Raw genomic sequence first — 20,964 nt, forward strand, 5'->3', positions numbered from 1 at the left:
AAAGCGGATATTGAGGAATATATCCATTATTATAATCATAGAAGAATTAAATTAAGCTTGGACAAAAAGAGTCCTGTTCAATATCGGGAGTATTATTTTCCAGCAGCTTAGTTTTTTTGTACAACTTTTGGGGTGCAGTTCATTCGCTTTAATTCCCTAACTCGGACGTGGTCACTGTAGCTATTTTATCCACCCAAGGTCAAAACGTCCGAAACCTGCGCACCTAATTTATTCTATTCACCAAAACAAAAAAAAGGCTTGATTTTCCGCTCAAAAATCAGTCAGAAAAGGTATTGATTTTATTAAAGTTTTTATTTGGTGGTTTTTATTCAAAAACACCACCAAAACCATTCCCCAAAACATGCCACCAAAAGCTCAACCTTATCAACTTAGCAAAACTTTACAAATATTTAACAAAAAACTAGCGCATTATTAATCAATCGGTTATAATTTGAGCGCTTCCAAAGCAAGGAAAAGCTCATTAGTTGAGCGGATAATTATAAAAATTAAAATAAAACAATAAATTACTTGACAGGATTATCGAAATGCGCTACCATGCATGGCATCTGGCATCTGGCATCTGGCCTGCCAAACCTATGCCCTAAATCTTTTTCAATTTCACCGTAGTCTAAATCAGACACTGTTCTTATTTTCATCACCGAAGTTATCAAGCCCATCGCGCTTGGCGAGGTCGAGGTGCTTATTTTTTCTATCTAAATTATCAAACTTACTTAGATTATTTAGATTAACTAAATCATTGTTGTTCTTCGTGCCATTGTTTTTGTTGCCATATACACAGTGTTCTATGGCATTAACGGCGTCTACATCAAGGTATATTGAGGGTAGTGCGCCATATTTAACGTTCGACGGTGGTCAAACAAGGGCAACTTCAACGGATAGTTTATTGTTTATTAAGTTGCGGGATGGTACAAGGTACACACCGTCAACTAATCCATCAAGTGCTACAGATCCAATCAGATTACCTTATGCAGGAAGTACTTTGGGAGATATAGATATGGTAATTCCATCATCAGTGAATTCAGTGGATTTAAGTGATTTAATCACTAGATATAATTATTGGGGAGATGATGATGGAGATGGACAGGGAGCTAATGGAGTAACGACCACTGGGATTATATCGGTATCGTTTACGGATAAGGATGGCAATACTGTTAATCGTAGTGATGCATTGGATATATGTAAGGCTCCTTATAGGGTAACCTTAAGTAGTACTGATGGTTATTTACAAACAGAGTACGGGGTTCCAAATAGAGCCAGTTTTAATGGTCAGACGGTGACATATTATATCAATCCGTATGGTGTTACTGGTCCTGTTGTTTGTCACGCAAGGCCGAATCTTCGTTATGGCCACCTCGATTACGCCGGCCCATTTAACATATGGTCTAGTACAAAGGGTTTTTTAACTCAGTCAATAAGTTCATCATCTTATGACCAAAATTTTCCTACAACAGGTGCTGATGGGTTGTATTTTGATTTGGACATAGGTGGAGCTGATGGAAGTCAGTTGACGTGGTCTGTTGTCACGAATGGTAGTATAAGGGCAACGGTGAGTTGGATAAAGCCGTTAACAGGGACATTCACAGACCCATTTGGAAGTACTATCCGAGCCGATAATTGGATTACTGATAAATCTAGTTATGTAACACGGGTAACGTTAAGTGGTCCTAGGGCTGATAGCGCTCAGATAAGTTCAAATAGTCCTAGTCCTTTTAGTGTACTATCTTTGCCACAGAGGTTTGAGTTGGTCGGTAGGGATGGTCGAGGTCATGAGGTGAGGTATGGATTTGTGTTACAGAAGTGGTTTGTCCATCGGGGTAACAAACGGGATACCTTGTCTAACCAATCCACTTGGTGTAGAAGTTTGGGTTATCGTTTGCCACAGATCAAGGATTTAACTAACGCGATGTGTGGTGCGACTCCTGCTTTCCCATGTCGAAATGGCATAAATGGCGCCTTACCAACCTCATTTGATAATCGTTACCAGCGTCGAATAGGTTCTGAGTTTTTCACGGAGTGGGGCAGTGCGCGCAACTACGCTGATGTGGGCTTCGTCAACGACGTTTACTGGACAAGCGACACGTCAGGTAGCAATGGCTTCTATGTCAGCTCGAGCGGCGGCGGCGTCAGCTACTTCCTTGCCAGCTACAGCTACTATGCTGTTTGTACCACACCTTAGCTTTTATTTTTTAGTTCTTAATCCTTGGGCCTCGGGGGGGGATGGTGCAAATAGAGGACAATCTAATAAAGAATAAAGCCCCCGCGTAAGTTGGGCATTTTCCCTTAGGGTTGCGCTGTTGCGGCGAAGCCACAATCGCGCAGCCCTCCCGCCGCCAACGCTAAAAGCGTGGCTGGCGGTGGCTCAAGGGTAAAATTAAATAAACAGGGTCATGTAATGGAAATAGAACAAAAATTAGCATTAAGTGAAAATCCGATACATTAAATTAACTAACCCTACTCAATCAGCTTTTGTTCAACCCAAAATATTTAATGATTTAGTGTCATTATACCAATGCTATTGGCAAACGCATTGCCACTTACCTAAATCCTTTAAATTTACCACCGGTGAAGCGATATTGACCGAGCTAACTGAGGCAATTCGCTTTGCAGTATTATCTAATATAGTTGACCGAGATAACACAAAAGAATGTCAATCCGCCATAAAACAGTTGCAACATATTCGCGCCTCGTTAGATGTTATTAAAGGGTTATTGTGTGTAGGCTGGAAAATGATATCACACGGTGCTTTTGCTTCATTCAACCAATCCATCGACAACATCCAAAAACAGACCACTGGTTGGCAACATTGGTTTATGGCGCAGGTGAATGATGAGGATTTGAGTTAAAATAGATACCTAAACTTACATTGAAGGGTAATACTTCGAATGTTTGAGCTTAAAGTATACTTGTGTTTATAACCTTGATTAATTCGTTTAATTTTAACTAGTTTTATAACATTTTTAGCTTTAGATGTTCAGCTAAAATTCTTTATTCGAAGTTAATTTGTCCATATTTATGTGATTATACAAGTTACATAAAAGTAAGATGTAGATCACATTTTTCGTATTACAACTTGAAAAAAATATAAGTTATATATACCATCAACTCAATTAAGGCATGTTACTGATTTAATTCAGGCAGGACCAGAACAAAAACTTATTTCGATAAGTAGATTTTTGTTTTGGTCCTTTTTTTTTGGTCTTTTAAAAGTGAGTGTATATATGGATTATCAACATTTAGGTAAACAAATTTTAGAGTTAGTTGGGGGAAAAGATAATGTTAATTCCTTGACTCATTGCGCGACTCGCTTGCGATTTGATCTATTTGATAAAAGCATCGTTGATAGTGACGCAATTACTAAATTAACTGGTGTTATTAGTGTTGTTGATAGTGGTGGTCAGTTCCAAGTTGTGATTGGTAATGAGGTGCAACAAGTGTATCAAGCCATTAGTCAGAATGTATCTAATAAAGATCGTGGTACTCTGAGAGCAAAGAAAAAAGAGGGGATATTTTCATATATTATCAGCATCATTTCTACTTCATTTACACCAGTAATCCCTGCTTTAACTGGCGCAGGGATGATTAAAGCATTATTGGCTATTTGTAAGTTAATAGGTGTATTATCCCCAGATAGTCATACCTATTATTTGTTAGATATGCTGGCTGATGCGGCATTTTTCTTTATGCCTATTTTATTAGCTTATGGCGCTGCAAGTAAATTTGCATGTAATCCTATTTTAGCTATGACTATTGCTGGGGCACTATTACACCCAAACCTAGGAAAGCTAATGGCATTAAGCCAAGACGTTACTTTTATTGGGATCCCTGTTAAATTGGCAGATTATGCTGGTTCAGTATTACCAATCATTATTACTGTATGGGCGATGTCTTACATTGAGAAATTTGCCGAGAAATTTACTCCATCGATGGTAAAATTTTTTATCAAACCGATGCTTATTTTATTGATAGCTGGACCATTGGCATTAGTGGTTATCGGGCCATTTGGTATCTTACTAAATGATTTAGTTGCGCAAGGTGCAGGTTATATTAATCGTAAAGCTAGCTGGTTAATTCCGATGTTAATGGGCGGATTACAACCATTTTTAATTATCACAGGTACAGCGTGGGCAATGACACCAATTGCAACTGGACAGTTAAATCGTAATGGTTCTGAAATGATTAATGGCCCTGGTATGTTAGCATCTAATATAGCTCAAGGTGCGGCTACATTGTGTGTAGCAATCAAAACCAAAAATAAAAATTTAAAACAGCTTGGGTATTCTTCTGGTTTTACAGCATTACTTGGTATTACCGAACCGTCATTGTACGGAGTAACGTTAAAACTAAAACGACCATTAATTGCTTCAATGATTGGTGGTGGTATTGCAGGAATTTATGCCGGCATGTCAGGTTTGCTACGTTATGCTTTTGTATCACCTGGATTGGCTGGTTTACCTGCATTTATTGGTGATAACCCGATGAATATTGTCCATGCTTTAGTGACTTGTTTTATTGCGTTGGTGGTAACATTTATATTGACATGGTTTATGGGATTTGATGATCCTCTTGATGAGAATGATTCTGCAACTACTATTGATGCAGGGGAAAATTTACCATCCTCTAATAGTTCTGTTGCTCTTGATTTTAGCGATGTTACCTTAAGTAGTCCTTTAGCTGGAAAAGTGATTCCATTATCAGAAGTAAAAGATGATGTTTTTTCACAGAATTTGATTGGCGATGGTATTGCCATTGAACCTAGTCAAGGTAAAGTTATTGCACCAATTAGCGGTGAAGTTATAAGTTTGCTTGAATCAAAACATGCCATCGGTATAAAAAGCGATCAAGGTATTGAAATTTTGATCCATGTAGGGCTGGATACCGTTAAGTTGGGTGGTCAATTTTTTACTAATAAAGTGGTACAAGGTCAGAGGATTAATGTAGGTGATGAGTTAATTGAATTTGATCTAGAAGCCATTGATAAAGCAGGTTATATGACTACTACACCAGTAATTATCCTACATTCTGATAGTTATATTGTCGAAAATCTTAAAAAAACGATGGTAACAATAGGTGAAGATCTGTTGATAGTGAAAAAGTCAAACCAAGGGAATAATCATGATTTATAAAACTTTAAAACCTTTTCCGAAAGGTTTTTTATGGGGTGGTTCAACGTCTGCTTATCAGTTCGAAGGAGCATGGGATGAAGATGGCAAATCGCCATCAATTGTTGATATGTATTGTCATCCTCAAGACGTATCGGACTTTAAGGTCGCAAGCGATCATTATCATCATTATAAAGAAGATGTACGACTTTTTGCTGAGCTAGGCTTAAAGGCCTATCGTTTTTCGATTGCTTGGACACGTATTATTCCTGACGGCGTTGGTGAAGTTAATCCTGAAGGGTTAGCTTTTTATCATCATCTCATTGATGAACTTAATCGTTATGGTATTGAACCTATAGTAACTCTATATCATTTTGACTTACCATATAAATTGGAGAAACAAGGTGGATGGAGTGAACGCTCAACCATTGATGCTTTTGTGCGATATGCTGAGGTTTTGTTCCAAAATTTTGGTGAGAAAGTTAACTATTGGTTAACGATCAATGAACAAAATACCATGATCCTTCATCCGGGAGCAATTGGTGTTCCAGAAAATGGCAAATTACCAAGTAAGAAGACTCTCTATCAACAGAGCCACCATATGTTTATTGCTCAAGCTAGGGCTATGCAGTTATGCCATAATCTTTGTCCAAATGCGAAAATTGGGCCAGCATTAAATATTACCTCAATGTATGCAGAAACTTGCCGACCTGAAGATGCAATTGCTGCTCATAATTGGGAAACCATCCGTTGTTGGAGCTTTCTCGATATTGCTGTTTTAGGTCGCTATAATGCTTTATTTTTAAGTTATTTAAATGATAGAGGGATCTGTCCAACCATTTTGGATGAGGATCTGGTTGTATTAAAAAATGCACAGCCTGATTTTATTGCTATAAATTATTATTCAACTGCGACGATTGCAGCTAGTAAAGGGAATGCTACCGATATATCTGCAAGAGCAGGAGATCAGCAAATTATGCTTGGTGAACAAGGAGTGTATCGAGCAGCGGATAATCCTTTTGTTGATAAAACTGCTTATGGGTGGGTAATTGATCCTATCGGTCTACGTTTAACTTTAAGGAAAGTTTATGAGCGCTATAATTTACCAATTTTAATTACCGAAAATGGTATTGGCGCCCCAGATCAACTTAATGCAGATAATACCGTTAACGATGATTATCGTATTGATTTCATTAGTAAACACGTTACTCAGATGCAATTAGCTATTACTGATGGAGTTGAACTAATCGGTTATTGCCCATGGTCAGTGATCGATGTGGTCAGTACTCACCAAGGTTATGGTAAGCGTTATGGATTTATTTATGTTAATCGTGGTGAATTTGATTTAAAAGATCTGAAACGTATCAAGAAAAAAAGTTATTACTGGTATCAACAATTAATTAATGCTAACGGTCGGTTAGATAAATTGATGTAATGCTTATGATCACATTTAGAGTGGATAAAATTTTAAATAATAGCCTCGTATTATCGAAAAATAGCGATAATAATGAAGTGATCTTGATGGGAAAGGGGATCGGATTTAATGCTAAGGTAGGAGATTATATCTCCTCTGATTGGATCGAAAAATGTTTTGTTTTGCAACAAATAACAGGAATTCAAGGTTATCTTAAATTAATTGAGTCACTACCTGATGATTATATTGAGTTAACAAGATTTTTGTTAGACTACGCAAGTAAAACATTAAACACAAACTTTAGAGAAACGCTCTTTTTTACCTTGTTGGATCATCTTAGTTACGCTATTGAACGGTATTATTCAGGAGTGATTATTCAAAATCGGCTACTACATGAAGTAAAAAGTTTTTATCCAAATGAGTTTAAAGTTGCAGAGTATGGAATAACCTATATCAATGAGCAGCTCAATATCGCTTTACCAGAGGAAGAAGCGGGCAATATAGCTTTTCATTTAGTTAATGGGCAATCACATCAACAAACTATGCAAAATACTTTATTATCCGTTAAAATCTTGAAAGATATTTTCAATATTATTCAATTTAATTTTGCAATTGAAATAAACAAGCAGTCATTAAACTATTCACGTTTTTTAACTCATATGCAGTTTTTTATTCAGCGTATTTTTGAACAACAACAGCTACATTCTGATAATGATTTTATTTTTCGACAAGTAATTGAGCAATATCCAGATGAGTTTAAATGTGCTCATGCTATCAAAAAATATTTAATTAATCAGCTTAATATCACGATATCGAATGAAGAAATTCTTTATTTGATATTGCATATTATTCGTATTGTGCACTAAATACAATCAAGTCAAATTAATCTATCTTAAGTATAATCACATACTTCAAAATAGCGAAAATCTCTCGGCTTTATTGCTATTTATATTCGCTAATAGTGTAATTATGTTCTTGACGCTTTAATGCCATATTAATTAAATCAATATAGTAGTTAAGCCGTTTATTTTCTATTGATAAACTAAATGCTCCCAAATAAAAACCTAATATAAGAGAAAATAGTGCCCATGATAAGAAATCCCCAAAACTATAATTTTGACCAAATATTTTTGAAAAAATAGTTAAAAGATCTAATGTTTTTTTATCATAAGAATAGAAAAAACCAAATAAAAATATAATAGTAACATTTTGTCCAACACAAAGACTATTTTTCGATTTATTGCTATTGATTTTTAGCTGAATATGATCTTTTGAATCTTCTAAAGTTTTTTTATCATAATTACTGAGTGTTTTTATTATTTCATCATTTTTTTTTACAGTTTTTATAAGCTGATTTTGAGACTCTTTTGTGAAGTTCTTAAGATGAAGTATTGCTGGAATTATTTGAAGCAGCATTCCAAAAATTAAGCTGAATAGTGGAATAATCTCTAAATATAATACAAATAATTTCAGCTCTTCTAAAGGATAAATAAATTTGTAGAATAACGCTAATATAAATATAAATGCATATAGCCCTAAACCTATTCTTATTAAGATATCTGAATATTTTTCTAGTTGACTTTTTAAGGCAATACTATTTTTGCTTTTCTTATGTAAATCACATGTACCTAAATAGTTAAGTAGTTCGCTTATTTTTTCCATTTTATTTCCTTTTAATAATTATTTTTATCAAAGTAATAAAGTAAAATATGGTATGTATTATATCTCTTGGTTCGAATGTTGCTGTTAGATGAAACTATCCCAAGTCAACTTCAACTCGTTCCTAAAACAATTATCCTTAAAACGTGTTGAAAAATGTATCGGGATATCGTGTTCATTATTATGAAAATTGGCGCTTATTTTTTGTCCAAGTAAGCTTGATTTTAGCAACCTTATTCAGTTGCAACGGTAAAACGTTGCTTAATATGCTTAGCTTTTTCTGCCTCATCAATCATGGCAATTGCATAATCGGCATAACTGATTTGGCTTTTTCGTTGGCTGTTAAATAACACCTCTTCACCACCCAAGATATAATGACCAGTTCTTTCCCCGTCAGCGTTAAACTCAATGGCTGGGCTTAAATAAGTCCATTGCACATCATCGCACGTTCTAAGCGCATCAAGTGCTTTGGCCATATTGGTGGCTAATGGTTTAAATGCCTCAGGAAAATCAGGTGAATCAACCAAACGCAGTGAATGCTGAGGATTAACATATAAACTGCCTGCTCCCCCAACCACTAATAGGCGATTTGTTTTACCGATTAATATATCGGTTAAATGCTTTAAACTGGTTTGATGTAACGGCAGTGATTCCAGTGCCCAAGTACCAAATGCATCGATAATCACATCAAAGGGTTTTAAATCAGTATAGGTTAATTCAAACAGATCTTTAATCATCACGGTTGCTTTTGGATCGAGCTGTTGACTCGCTTTACGCACTATTGCGGTAACGTCATGTCCTCGTGAAATCGCCTCTTTTACTAAAAGTTGCCCTGTTTTACCACTCGCACCAATGACTGCAATTTTCATACTTTGCTCCTTTCAAGCGTTTAATGATTAATATGATATAAGAATGGTTTTAGATTAGTCTTTAACGTTTCTACTGTAAAGTAGGTACCAAATAGTGCTATAGTATCTTTTTTGAAACTATTGTTGAATTTTAAGCATTAATGATTAAATTAAATGAAGAAACCCCCGTTTGTCCTGTTGAAATAACATTAATGTTAATGGGCGATAAGTGGAAAGTCTTAATTGTGCGAGACCTGCTTACAGGAACCAAGCGCTTTGGTGAACTAAAAAAATCGCTGACCGGCATATCGCAAAAAGTCTTAACTCAGCACCTGCGTGCTATGGAAAAAAATGGATTATTAACTCGCAAAGTGTATGCCGAGGTTCCGCCAAGAGTTGAATATACATTAACCGAGGTTGGACAAAGTCTAAAACAAGTGCATGATGCCATGTTAGCGTGGGGAAAGGCTTACAACAAATTAAAAGCGGATGAGTAATCTTTTCCTCATCCGTCAATCAATCATAATTAGCCGTCAAATGCTTCACAGCCAAAATAAAACTCATCTGATTTGGCATTTTTGTCACGACCGATAAGCATGATACTCGGAAAATGATTTTCTTCTGTGATTGGGGCTGTATATCGATAATATTGACCAATATCACCCCAAGACATTTCTTCTTTTAAATAGGCTGGGATTGGGATTGCCCCCATTGCTTTGGCAAATGTATCTATATCACCTTTAGCAATCGCATAAAAGTATGAACCACTATCACCTTGGTATTTAATTTGTGATACAGTCGTATTCATTATTTCCAGCGGTTTGGCAAAGTGATACTCTAAATTAATCAGCCCATCATCTTCTAAGTTTTTTTACGGTAATGTTTTGTTGGTTAAGTTGTTTAACCACTTTTGCATCACGACCATCAATCGGAGCAACCTTGCATAATAAAGCCGCTTTAAATTGTGCTTCAATTGTATTATTTGTTTCGGTCGCTAATGCATATGTTGAAAAACCTAAAATAAGCAGTGAACAGCATAAAAATCTGTATGGCACCTTTATTTTTTCCTTTTAAAATCATCATTTCAATTATTTTATATTATTGCAAAAAATAAATGATTGATATTACATCTTATACCAAATTTGTGATTGACAATGAATTAGAATGCATAATTTTATAGCCTAATTTAACCAATTTCTTTTGACTAGTAACAAGATCATTTTATGTAAAAAAATTCAATCCGATATGTGTACATAACACTTCAATTGGACGGGATAAAAACATATTGGTTTTAGGTGTTAACTATATAAGTCTTGTTTAGATTTACATGGGATTAATATAACTTGCTGTATTTCCATTGTTATGATTTAAATTTCTAAATTAAAACAAAGCATTGATAGTTTACAATAAAGTATCGGTTGTATATAATGTCGCACTCTTTTCTAAAGAGAAAAGTTGTAGGAAAACAGTAAAGTAGAGGTTAAGCACGTTAAAATCCAATATTTTTTTCATGTGTATTAACTGTTACAGCAATCATTGAAAATTAAATTGTTATGTAGTTATTTTTTTACATTATCTGTTTAATAATCAATAAGTTTTTAATTATTATAAATATTATATTTATTTGAATTATCTTTTATTATTTAAAGTAAGGAGTTTTTATGGAAACCAATTCTGATTTTGTAGGAAGTAACCGTTCAGTTGTTGTAACTCTTTTATTGTGGTTTTTTTTCGGCACATTTGGTATTTATAGAATGTATTTAGGTAAAGTTGGTACAGGTATTTTAATGCTTATATTAACACTATTAGCGTTTTTGACTTTTGTTTTTTTTATCGGTATTTTTATATTTTTAGGGCTTTTCATCTGGTGGATAATTGATTTAGTTAGAATACTAAAATCACCTAAGATGGCTAATATGCCTTAATTTTGAAGTTTTAAGGACGATATAATTACTAAAACGACAAAATTAAAAGATTATTTTATTAATCCTGATTTTATCTTTAATAGTAAGCAAACTGAAGTAGTTATAACAATTATTGAGAGGAGACTTCTTTTTAAAGAAGTAAACCTAATTGAATTATAGCTTTCTTCCTAAAAGTTGAAATTTTAATTTAATTGAAATTTCAACTTTTACCTACAATCATTATTCTTGCATTTTCCCTGTTCATTAATTTTATTAAATCAACCTTAAATGCTAGTAAGTAGCATCAATTAAAAAAATCTTCAATAAATTGCGAATGACTAATCAAATAATGATTTAAAATTATATCAAATTTTATTCTACAGAAGTTGTAAATATCCCAAATTTAGTACAATGTGGCGGTTGGTAAAGGGAATTCAGATTGGTTATGGTCTTGCTCGCATGGTGCGGGTAGAGCTGAAAGACGGCAATCAATGCGTAGCAAAAAAGTGGTGACTGATAAGGTTAATTTGCCATGGCAATGTATTACCTTAAAAGAGGAACGTCTACGTGAAGAAGCCCCTGCGGCTTATAAACCGATCACACCTGTAATCGAATCGCAAGAAAATGCTGATTTAATTAAGTCAGTGGTAAAACTTAAACCTTGGATCACGTTTAAAGCGTGATCAAGCAAACAGCCCAAGATTTGTTAGTTTGGGCTGTTTTTATAATTAATTGCTATTCCAAATTTTTAGCATTGTATTTTGTTTATGTTGTAATATCACTAGATATTGAGTTTGGAATAAATTGCGCAATAAAAAGCTTTAAAGATTGAGTTTGTTTTACTCATCCAGCTCTCGGCATTATTAACCCAATAAGTTTGAGACAATGTTTTTTTCCTTTTAACCAATTTAGCATTCATATATAACAATCGACAATTCCTATTGCAAACAAGAGAAATACAATAAGTAGGTTTATTATAGAATTTAGTGATAGAATTAACTGTCACCTTTATTATTCATTATTATTTTTTTCCTCTATACAAAAACAAGCAATTTTATGTTCGTTATAATTAATCAGCTGCGGTTGTTCAATTGTACAACGTGGAAATGCCAAACGGCATCGAGCATGAAAAGCACAACCCAAAGGAGGGTTAAGAGGGCTTGGTAACTCGCCGTCTAATTTAATTCTATCTCGCCTAAGATCTGGATTTAATCGTGGTGTTGCTGATAATAGTGCCTGCGTATACGGGTGCTTAGGGTTATGATAGATTTCATCTTTCCGTCCTTGTTCAACGCAACGGCCTAAATACATCACCATTACTTCATCAGCAATATGCTCAACAACGGAAAGATCATGAGAAATAAAAACATAAGATAAACCAAGTTCTTGCTGTAGATCCATCATCAAATTTAGCACTTGTGCACGCACAGAAACATCTAATGCCGAAACAGGTTCATCGGCAACCACTATTTCAGGATCAAGCATTAAACCTCTTGCGATAGCAATACGTTGCCGTTGCCCTCCTGAAAACATGTGGGGATAACGATTATAAAACTCTTCTTTCAAGCCAACTTTTTGCATCATTGATAGCACTTTTGCTTTACGATCATTTGCGGTTAAATCCGTATTGATAATTAGAGGTTCTTCTAATATGGAACCGATTTTTTTGCGTGGATTGAGTGATGAGTATGGATTTTGGAAAACGATTTGGATCTTTTGGCGACGCAATTTTTGAGCTTGCAGATCATCATCTAACAGATTCTGATCTTTAAAATAAAGTTCTCCCGATGTGGGTTTTTCGATCATGGTCAATAATCTTGCCAATGAAGATTTACCACAGCCTGATTCACCAACAATTGCAAGTGTTTTACCTTTACCTAATGTAAAAGATACACCATCAACAGCTTTAACTTGTTTAGCTTCAGAAAAAAAACCAGTTTTAACATGGTAATACTTTGTTAAATTTCGGGCATCAAGCAGTAATTGTTTATTTTCCATATTATTGTTCATATTGTGGTATCCCTTCGCTCGATAATGGATAATGACATTTTACTTTTCTAGTTTCACTGTAGCTAAATAATGCTGGCTCTTGGGTATAACAACGTTCAGTAGCATAAGGACAACGCGGATTGAGTAAACAGCCCATTGGTCGATCATATTTCCCAGGTACAACACCCGCTAACGATGCTAACCGCTCTTTATCTTGCGTAAATTCAGGCAGCGAGCGTAATAATGCTTGCGTGTAAGGGTGTAATGGCTTTTTAAAGATAATTTCAGCATCACCTATTTCAACGACTTGTCCGGCATACATGACAATAATTTTTTGCGCTGCTTCAGAAACTAACGCTAAATCATGCGTAATCAAAACTAATGCCATATTATTTTTGCGTTGTAACTCAAGCAATAATTCGATAATTTGTCCTTGAATTGTGACATCCAGTGCGGTTGTTGGTTCATCAGCAATTAATAGTTTAGGGTTACATGCAATTGCTATTGCGATCATGACGCGTTGGCTCATACCACCAGATAATTGATGCGGATAAACGTTTAATCGATTTTCCGCATCAGCAATACCCACTAATTTAAGCAATTCAATCGCTCTTGCTTTGAGTGCTTTTTTACTGCCACCTTGGTGAATTTTCAAGGTTTCAATGATTTGATAACCTACGGTAAAACATGGGTTTAAGCTTGTCATCGGATCTTGAAAGATCATTGCCACATCTGCACCGACAATTTTACGACGCATTTTAGTTGAGAGCTGTTGCAGGTCTTTACCATCAAAATGTAATGCATTGGCATTGACTTTACCTGGAAAGTCAATTAACCCCATAATAGCGAGAGAACTTACTGACTTTCCTGAACCTGATTCCCCCACAATGCCAACAACTTGTCCTTGTTCAACGTCATAACTAATGTGATCTACCGCTTTAAATCCACCAAATTGAACAGATAATTCTTTTACTTCTAATAGTGCCATAACTGTATCTCCATTACTGCTTCAATTTAGGATCAAGCGCATCTCGCAAACCGTCTCCCATTAAGTTGAAAGCTAACACGGTCATTAAAATGACTAAACCAGGAAAGGTAACTACCCACCATGCAGATTGTGCAAATTGCAATACGTCAGCAAGCATGGTTCCCCATTCTGGTGTCGGCGGCTGTGCACCCATGCCTAAAAAACCTAATGCAGCCATGTCTAAAATCGCATTAGAAAATCCTAATGAAGCTTGCACAATTAATGGTGCCAAACAGTTTGGCAGTATATTTATAAACATTTGCCGTAAGGCTCCTGCTCCAGCAACTCGTGAGGCAATGACATAATCTTTATTAATTTCAGCAATCGTTGCGCTACGGGTTAAACGGACATAATGTGGTAATGCAACAAAAGCTAATGCCATTGAAGCATTAATAATAGATGGACCAAATATCGCAACTAAAACAAGTGCAAGTAATAAGCTGGGTAAAGCAAGCATGATATCGACAGCACGCATAATTATATTATCTAAAAAACCCCCTACATAACCGGCAATCAATCCCACTGAAATTCCTAAAATCAATGAGATAATAACGACTAAGCAACCCACTAATAAAGATAAACGCGCCCCATAAATGAGTCTAGATAAAATATCCCGCCCCACATCATCAGTCCCTAAAATAAATTGCCAACTGCCATCTTTCATCCAAACCGGTGGCGCTAATAAGGCATCTCTAAACTGTTCAGAAGGAGAATGCGGTGCAACAAAATTAGCAAAAATAGCGAGTAATACAACAATAATAATAAAGACTAATCCAACGACAGCACCTTTATTTTTTGAAAAATAAAACCAGAACTCACGCATAGGCGTTAATGGTTTAGGTTCAACCAAACTGGTGTCCCTCATATTGGTTGATTCAGTAATAACCTGTTTATTCATCTGTAAACACACTCTTATTTATGTCTAATACGCGGATTGATAACGCCGTACAACACATCAACTAATAAATTTACCAAAATAATCATGACCGCAACAATTAAAACGCCACTTTGCACTACGGGATAATCTCGACGTTGCAGCGATTCAATTAACCAACGACCAATTCCCGGCCATGAAAAGACGGTTTCGGTCAATATTGCACCAGCAAGCATTGTACCAACTTGTAAACCGATGACTGTCACCACAGGTATCATCGCATTGCGTAATGCATGAATAAGGATGATTCGCATTCGACTAACGCCTTTAGCTCGTGCAGTTCGGATATAATCTTCACTCAACACTTCTAACATAGAAGAACGGGTCATGCGGACAATGACCGCTAATGGAATGGTACCTAATACAATGGACGGTAAAATTAAGTGAGTAACGGCATCGATAAAATCTTCTGTTTCACCCCATAATAAAGTATCAACTAACATAAATCCGGTTAAAGGTTTACTTTCATCTAAGAAAAGCATATCGCTAACACGACCTGATACTGGAGTTAAATTTAAATGCACAGAAACTAACGTAATGAGCATCATTCCCCACCAAAAAATTGGCATGGAATAACCCGTTAAAGACAAACCTATTGCTGTATGATCAAATATTGAACCGCGTTTTACAGCGGCAAGCACGCCGATTGGGATCCCAAAACTAATTGCAAACAACATCGCGCAAAATCCAAGCTCAAAGGTGGCTTTAAAGCGGGGTACAAATTCATCCCATACCGGAATTTGGCTTTTAAAAGAGATGCCTAAATCGCCATGAAGCATGTTTATAATATATTGAAAATATTGTTGATACAGTGGTTTATCTAAACCCAGTTGAGTCATTAATTCAGCATGGCGCTCAGGGGTTAAGCCTCGCTCTCCTGCAAGGACCGTAATGGGATCACCCGGAATAAGGTGAACGAAAATAAAAGTCAGCAGTGTAATACTAATAAAAGTCGGAATAAGTACACCTAACCGTTTTAAAATAAATTGAAACATGTAGTGGCTCTTAAATATTGCTTCTAAACTATCGTTTATAAAATAGATAAAATTTTTTTTGTTATTAAAATGGATTTATAGCTCTAAATTTAGCAAAACCCAACGTAGTGATTAACCACACCTGGGTGGTTAATCGCAAGGAATACTATTTTTCAAGCGTAACTTGGTTAAAATTATGTAATGCTAAAGGAGCCATAATATAGCCTTTAACCTCTTTACGTATCGGCAAATAAATCATTGAATGTGCAATCATTAATGCAGGTGTTTGCTCATGCATCTCAACTTGCGCTTGTTTATATAGCTCCACTCTTTTTTCGTGATTTGACTCAACACGAGCTTGCTGTAATAAATCATCAAATGGTTTATAGCACCAGTGTGAATAGTTTGAACCTGCTTTAACCGCATCACAACTCATCAAAACAGAATAAAAGTTATCAGGATCACCATTATCCCCCGACCATCCCATTAACACTGCATCATGTTCACCAGCACGAATACGAGATAGATATTCTCCCCATTCATAACTCACAATTTTAGCTGTTACACCAATTTTAGCCCAATCAGCTTGGATCATTTCAGCCATACGGCGTGCATTTGGGTTATATGGACGTTGTACTGGCATTGCCCATAAGTTGAGAGTAAATCCGTTTTCTAATCCTACTGATTTTAATAACTCTTTTGCTTGCACTGGATCATAAGGATAATCTTTTACTTCATCGTTATAACCCCACATAGATGGTGGAATAAAGTTTTTAGCCGGTTCAGCCGCACCTTGAAAAACAGCTTTTATAATCGCATCTTTGTTCACGGCCATATTTAATGCTTGACGAACTTGCAACTTATCAAGTGGTGGCTTATCCATATTGTAGGCTAAATAGCCAATATTAACCCCAGCCATTTCTTTAACAACAATATTATTGTCTGATTTCATTCGCTCAATATCTGCTACATTTGGATATGGCATTGCATGACATTCTCCTTTTTGTAACTTGGCATAACGAATTGCAGGATCTGGTGTAATTGAAAACACTAAACGATCAAGCTGGGCTTTAGGGCCAAAATAATCGGGATTTGCTTTATAAAGAATTCTTGAATCTTTTTGGTATTGAACAAAAGTAAACGGACCAGTACCAACGGGGACTAAATCAACTTTTTCGGGTGTGCCATTTTTAAGCATCACATCGGCATATTCGGCTGATAAAATAGAAGCAAATGACATTGCTAAATCGGCTAAAAAAGGGGCTTCTGGATGGTTTAATTCAAATACGACAGTATAGTCATCAATCTTTTTAATTTCTTTGATTAAATCTGGAAATCCCATGCTTTCAAAGTATTCATATTGCCCACCTGAAACGTTGTGATAAGGATGATTATTATCCTTTTGTCGCATAAATGTAAAAATAACATCATCAGCATTTAAGTTTCGGGTTGGTTTGAACTCTTTATTGCTATGCCACTTAACATCATCGCGTAAATGGAAAGTATAAGTTAAACCATCTTGGCTGATATCCCAAGATTTCGCTAAAGCAGGTTCAATTTCGGTAGTACCTAATTTAAATTCCACCAAACGGTTAAAAACAGGAACTGCACTCGCATCCATTGAAATACCGCTGGTCACTAACTGTGGACTAAATGTTTCAGGTGAAGCCTCTGCACAATAAACTAACGTTCCTGCAGCATGAAGTTGTGCACTAGCAAGCATTGTTATTAGCCCTGCGCCCAACAAAAATTTACGTTTATATTTCCTTAGATTCCTCATAAAATCACCTCAATTATTGAACTGTAAACCTATTTTGTAATACTTAACCAAAGTTAATATCATCATATTTATAATATTTTTTAAATACAGATTGAGTAAAATGTGCCAATTTTGATTTTTACATCAATTAACTTTTACTTTATTTATATTTTCGCTATCTATCGCACTAATATGGTGCAAAAATGCACCATAATTAAAATTATGATATTGCCTAGCAATTTACAATAACATTCCATTTTTGATTAAAATAATTTCTAACACGAGCATAACGGAAGTCAAGTGCTGTGTAACAGATATAACATGCAAAAATAGTGCCATTTTTAATTCACATTAAAGGTAATACTAAAAAAGAGCATATAAATATGTTCTTTGTATTTTGTTCAATTTATATAGTTCTAAATTTATTATAGAGTTTGTTTCTTAATAATTGATTTTTATAGAATGTATTATAATTATTGTAAATAAAATAATCATTAAATTAATGATGTAAAATTAACTTATTACTGGATTTAGTTTAATTTCAGTTGAACACAGTTGAGGAGTAAAACAAGAAGAAAAGCTTATCTGAAAAGGATTTAGGCATAAAAAAACAGTTAAATGCAGGTCTTAGAATTTGGTGATTGGGGCTCGGATACGGGTTTAAGCCTTGTGGTTACTGGATTTAAAAAATTTAGATGAAAAATATACCCGTATTTGTATCCCTAAATTGAGCTACTTTTAAAATGTATAATTAAGCTCAATTTTATTACCATAAAGAGATTAGCATTGTTCTTTCCTGAATTCCTGAATCAACAAATCCAAATTTAATATAAAACGCATTGGCTTCATCTGTTAAGCTATGTTCCAATAGTGCTCTAGAACCAACTTGTTTAGAGACTTCTTTCGAGCGTAATATAGCATCTTTTAATAATGCCGCACCTAATCCTTTTGCTTTGTAATTTTTATCAATAGCTAAACGGCCTAAGATAATAACCGGAATAGGATCGGGCATATTGCGCTTAAATCTACTCAATGTTAGTTGTCGATGTTGGATACTTCCAGTTGATAAACAATAAAAGCCGATTACTTTGTTATTGTCACAAATCACAAATGTACGGAAAGCACCACTTTTTTGATTTTTTAAGGATTTTTTCTTCAACCACTCATTCAAAGACAACTCTTCACAATCAAATGATGTAAAATCATGATGTTCATTCAATAAGTGCGGCGCTTCTATTTTTCCCATGGTGACTTCCGAGACAATAAAGCTTGTATTTTTTCATTACTATCAAAAGAGGCTTCTATTGCATGATTGAAGGCATTTATCTGTTCATCGTCGATTAAAAAAAGACGCTGATCAAGCAAAACATCTTCAGCCTTTGAGCAGGCCGCTTCTAAAATAAAATCAGTTCGTGATTTAGATAGTAAATGAGCCGCAATATCAATCAATTCTTTTTGGGATGCCTTAGCTCTAATATTAATAGGCGATTCTTTGGTTTCAGTTCTCATTTTAATTGCCGTTTTTTAATTTAGTATGAAAGTACTGTGGTATATATTGTATATCAAATTGATATACAAGTGAAATGGTGTTTAAAAATCAAAGAAATAATTAAATAGCATAAATGCCAGTGAGTATAAAACACTAAAACAAGCAGCATGGTTTTCTACTTGAATCTTGTACTAAGTTTGGGGTATTTACACATATGTTCCAACAAGAAACATTTTTACCGCCCCTTGTAAAGAATATATAGATGAAAAAAATTCCACATACAAGAAAAACAAATAATTATCTTTTAAAAAAAACGTTAAATCCATATTATGGATACACATCATTATCAAATCTTAAAATTTGATAATTGATATCATAAAGCGGAATAATAACCTCAACGCTAATTAAATAAAGAAACTTGAATTTCACAAGCAATTCTCTATAACCCTTGCAAACAAAGGCTTTAAAGCCATTTTATGGATACACGCCATTATCGAACCAAATGTATCCGGGTTTGTATCCGATTTTCCTCTTGATTTGGGGTAATTCCAGTTGAATTCAGTTGAGTAGTGAAACAAGGTGAAAGGCTTATCTGAAAAGGCTTCAGACATAAAAAAACCTGCTAGAAGCAGGTCTTAGAATTTGGTGATTGGTGCCCGGACGCGGAATCGAAGATGTGAGTTGAAGCCTTGTGGTTACTGGATTTGAAAAATTTAGATGAAAAATATACCCGTATTTGTATCCCTAAATTGAGCTGCTTTAAAAATGTACCATTAAGCTCAATTTTATTACCATAAAGAGATTAGCATTGTTCTTTCCTGAATCCCAGAAGCAACAAATCCAAATTTAATATAAAATGCATTGGCTTCATCTGTTAAGCTATGTACCAATAGTGCTCTAGAACCAACTTGTTTAGAGACTTTTTTCGAGCGTAATATAGCATCTTTTAATAATGCCGCACCTAATCCTTTTGCTTTGTAATTTTTATCAATAGCTAAACGGCCTAAGATAATAACCGGAATAGCATCGGGCATATTGCGCTTAAATCTACTCAATGTTAGTTGTCGATGTTGGATGCTGCCAGTTGATAAACAATAAAAGCCGATTACTTTGTTATTGTCACAAATCACAAATGTACGGGAAGCACCACTTTTTTGATTTTTTAAGGATTTTTTCTTCAACCATTCATTCAAAGACAACTCTTCACAATCAAATGATGTAAAATCATGATGTTCATTCAATAAGTGCGGCGCTTCTATTTTTCCCATGGTGACTTCCGAGACAATAAAGCTTGAATTTTTTCATTACTATCAAAAGAGGCTTCTATTGCATGATTGAAGGCATTTATCTGTTCATCGTCGATTAAAAAAAGACGTTGATCAAGCAAAACATCTTCAGCCTTTGAGCAGGCCGCTTCTAAAATAAAATCAGTGCGTGATTTAGATAGTAAATGAGCAGCAATATCAATCAATTCTTTTTGGGATGCCTTAGCTCTAATATTAATAGGCGATTCTTTGGTTTCAGTTCTCATTTTAATTGCCGTTTTTTTTATTTAGTATGAAAGTACTGTAGTATGATTGTATATCAAATTGATATACAAGTGAAGTGGTGTTTAAATATTGAAGAAATAAATAGCATAAACGTTATTGAATATAAATTATTAAAATAGGATGGGTAACCTTCTACGTTAGTTGTGTACTGAGTTTGGGGTATTTACAATAATTAGGGCGTGTTGATCTTTCGTGATTATTTTTTAGACGGCATGATGTGAGTTATAATAATTCTGCAAAAAACAACCATAACTCGATTCATCATGCCAAGAACAATGCTAACAGATAAACGGTGGG

21 protein-coding genes and 1 pseudogene are annotated in these 20,964 nt (G+C 35.0%); 9 read left to right on the forward strand and 13 right to left on the reverse strand.

From position 1 onward, the window contains the following. From ACYIAJ_RS10930 to ACYIAJ_RS10955, 6 genes are all read left to right on the forward strand, one after another. A partial coding sequence (locus ACYIAJ_RS10930; protein WP_483564297.1) for an IS3 family transposase occupies positions 1-111 on the forward strand: 111 nt, incomplete at its 5' end. Positions 112-559: 448 nt separating this feature from the next. Beyond that, a complete protein-coding gene (locus tag ACYIAJ_RS10935; RefSeq protein WP_483560421.1) occupies positions 560-2,197 on the forward strand; it encodes a hypothetical protein in 1,638 nt (545 codons plus the stop codon). Between the two features lie 244 nt (positions 2,198-2,441). Continuing rightward, the gene (locus ACYIAJ_RS10940) at positions 2,442-2,864 is read left to right on the forward strand and encodes a four helix bundle protein (protein ID WP_483560420.1); all 423 of its coding nucleotides are present in this window, start codon (positions 2,442-2,444) and stop codon (positions 2,862-2,864) included. Between the two features lie 375 nt (positions 2,865-3,239). Then, positions 3,240-5,144, forward strand: coding sequence for a beta-glucoside-specific PTS transporter subunit IIABC (locus tag ACYIAJ_RS10945; RefSeq protein WP_483560419.1), 1,905 nt, complete (start codon positions 3,240-3,242; stop codon positions 5,142-5,144). Further along, positions 5,134-6,555 carry a glycoside hydrolase family 1 protein gene (locus ACYIAJ_RS10950; protein WP_483560418.1) on the forward strand — a complete coding sequence of 474 codons (1,422 nt, stop codon included), beginning with the start codon at positions 5,134-5,136 and terminating at the stop codon, positions 6,553-6,555. The genes ACYIAJ_RS10945 and ACYIAJ_RS10950 overlap by 11 nt, the downstream gene beginning before the upstream one ends. Before the next feature lie 5 nt (positions 6,556-6,560). After that, the gene (locus ACYIAJ_RS10955) at positions 6,561-7,400 is read left to right on the forward strand and encodes a PRD domain-containing protein (RefSeq protein WP_483560417.1); all 840 of its coding nucleotides are present in this window, start codon (positions 6,561-6,563) and stop codon (positions 7,398-7,400) included. Positions 7,401-7,476: 76 nt separating this feature from the next. Here ACYIAJ_RS10955 and ACYIAJ_RS10960 read toward each other — a convergent pair whose 3' ends face one another. Further along, complete coding sequence (locus tag ACYIAJ_RS10960) at positions 7,477-8,196, reverse strand: hypothetical protein (protein WP_483560416.1); 720 nt, start codon at positions 8,194-8,196, stop codon at positions 7,477-7,479. A 230-nt stretch (positions 8,197-8,426) separates the two neighbouring features. After that, positions 8,427-9,062, reverse strand: a complete 636-nt coding sequence (locus ACYIAJ_RS10965; protein ID WP_483560415.1) for an NAD(P)-dependent oxidoreductase — start codon at positions 9,060-9,062, stop codon at positions 8,427-8,429. A 140-nt stretch (positions 9,063-9,202) separates the two neighbouring features. On the opposite strand from ACYIAJ_RS10965, the gene ACYIAJ_RS10970 reads away from it, so the two are divergent. Beyond that, positions 9,203-9,538, forward strand: coding sequence for a winged helix-turn-helix transcriptional regulator (locus ACYIAJ_RS10970; RefSeq protein WP_483560414.1), 336 nt, complete (start codon positions 9,203-9,205; stop codon positions 9,536-9,538). 29 nt (positions 9,539-9,567) lie between these two features. Here the strand turns inward: ACYIAJ_RS10970 and ACYIAJ_RS10975 are convergent, their stop codons facing one another. After that, complete coding sequence (locus ACYIAJ_RS10975; RefSeq protein WP_483560413.1) at positions 9,568-9,849, reverse strand: hypothetical protein; 282 nt, start codon at positions 9,847-9,849, stop codon at positions 9,568-9,570. 46 nt (positions 9,850-9,895) lie between these two features. Continuing rightward, positions 9,896-10,096 carry a hypothetical protein gene (locus tag ACYIAJ_RS10980; RefSeq protein ID WP_483560412.1) on the reverse strand — a complete coding sequence of 67 codons (201 nt, stop codon included), beginning with the start codon at positions 10,094-10,096 and terminating at the stop codon, positions 9,896-9,898. A gap of 606 nt (positions 10,097-10,702) precedes the next feature. On the opposite strand from ACYIAJ_RS10980, the gene ACYIAJ_RS10985 reads away from it, so the two are divergent. Together ACYIAJ_RS10985 and ACYIAJ_RS10990 are read left to right on the forward strand one after the other, a co-directional pair. Further along, on the forward strand, positions 10,703-10,966 hold the full coding sequence (locus tag ACYIAJ_RS10985; RefSeq protein ID WP_091348136.1) for a TM2 domain-containing protein: 264 nt from the start codon (positions 10,703-10,705) through the stop codon (positions 10,964-10,966). Between the two features lie 392 nt (positions 10,967-11,358). Beyond that, positions 11,359-11,628 (forward strand): annotated as a pseudogene (locus tag ACYIAJ_RS10990) (RtcB family protein); the annotation flags it as partial. A 328-nt stretch (positions 11,629-11,956) separates the two neighbouring features. On the opposite strand, the gene ACYIAJ_RS10995 reads toward ACYIAJ_RS10990, so the two are convergent. The 9 genes from ACYIAJ_RS10995 to ACYIAJ_RS11035 all read right to left on the reverse strand — a co-directional run bounded on the left by ACYIAJ_RS10995 (position 11,957) and on the right by ACYIAJ_RS11035 (position 20,648). After that, positions 11,957-12,955 carry a peptide ABC transporter ATP-binding protein gene (locus tag ACYIAJ_RS10995; protein WP_483560411.1) on the reverse strand — a complete coding sequence of 333 codons (999 nt, stop codon included), beginning with the start codon at positions 12,953-12,955 and terminating at the stop codon, positions 11,957-11,959. Then, entirely contained in the window at positions 12,945-13,922 is a 978-nt protein-coding gene (gene dppD, locus ACYIAJ_RS11000; protein WP_483560410.1) for a dipeptide ABC transporter ATP-binding protein, read from the reverse strand. Before dppD ends, ACYIAJ_RS10995 begins: the two co-directional genes overlap by 11 nt. A gap of 13 nt (positions 13,923-13,935) precedes the next feature. Then, complete coding sequence (gene dppC / locus ACYIAJ_RS11005; RefSeq protein WP_160402210.1) at positions 13,936-14,826, reverse strand: dipeptide ABC transporter permease DppC; 891 nt, start codon at positions 14,824-14,826, stop codon at positions 13,936-13,938. A 47-nt stretch (positions 14,827-14,873) separates the two neighbouring features. After that, on the reverse strand, positions 14,874-15,890 hold the full coding sequence (gene dppB, locus ACYIAJ_RS11010) for a dipeptide ABC transporter permease DppB (protein ID WP_483560409.1): 1,017 nt from the start codon (positions 15,888-15,890) through the stop codon (positions 14,874-14,876). A gap of 145 nt (positions 15,891-16,035) precedes the next feature. Beyond that, positions 16,036-17,649 (reverse strand): ABC transporter substrate-binding protein, encoded by a 1,614-nt coding sequence (locus ACYIAJ_RS11015; protein ID WP_483560408.1) that lies wholly within the window; start codon positions 17,647-17,649, stop codon positions 16,036-16,038. 745 nt (positions 17,650-18,394) lie between these two features. Continuing rightward, positions 18,395-18,865: a GNAT family N-acetyltransferase gene (locus ACYIAJ_RS11020; protein ID WP_483560428.1), complete on the reverse strand. Its 471-nt coding sequence runs from the start codon at positions 18,863-18,865 to the stop codon at positions 18,395-18,397. Next, positions 18,862-19,137, reverse strand: a complete 276-nt coding sequence (locus ACYIAJ_RS11025; protein ID WP_065561594.1) for a type II toxin-antitoxin system TacA family antitoxin — start codon at positions 19,135-19,137, stop codon at positions 18,862-18,864. Before ACYIAJ_RS11025 ends, ACYIAJ_RS11020 begins: the two co-directional genes overlap by 4 nt. A 768-nt stretch (positions 19,138-19,905) precedes the next feature. Beyond that, entirely contained in the window at positions 19,906-20,376 is a 471-nt protein-coding gene (locus ACYIAJ_RS11030; RefSeq protein WP_483564823.1) for a GNAT family N-acetyltransferase, read from the reverse strand. Continuing rightward, positions 20,373-20,648 carry a type II toxin-antitoxin system TacA family antitoxin gene (locus ACYIAJ_RS11035; protein WP_065561594.1) on the reverse strand — a complete coding sequence of 92 codons (276 nt, stop codon included), beginning with the start codon at positions 20,646-20,648 and terminating at the stop codon, positions 20,373-20,375. Before ACYIAJ_RS11035 ends, ACYIAJ_RS11030 begins: the two co-directional genes overlap by 4 nt. Positions 20,649-20,964: the final 316 nt, after the last annotated feature.

Source organism: Gilliamella sp. X-46 (assembly GCF_057063525.1).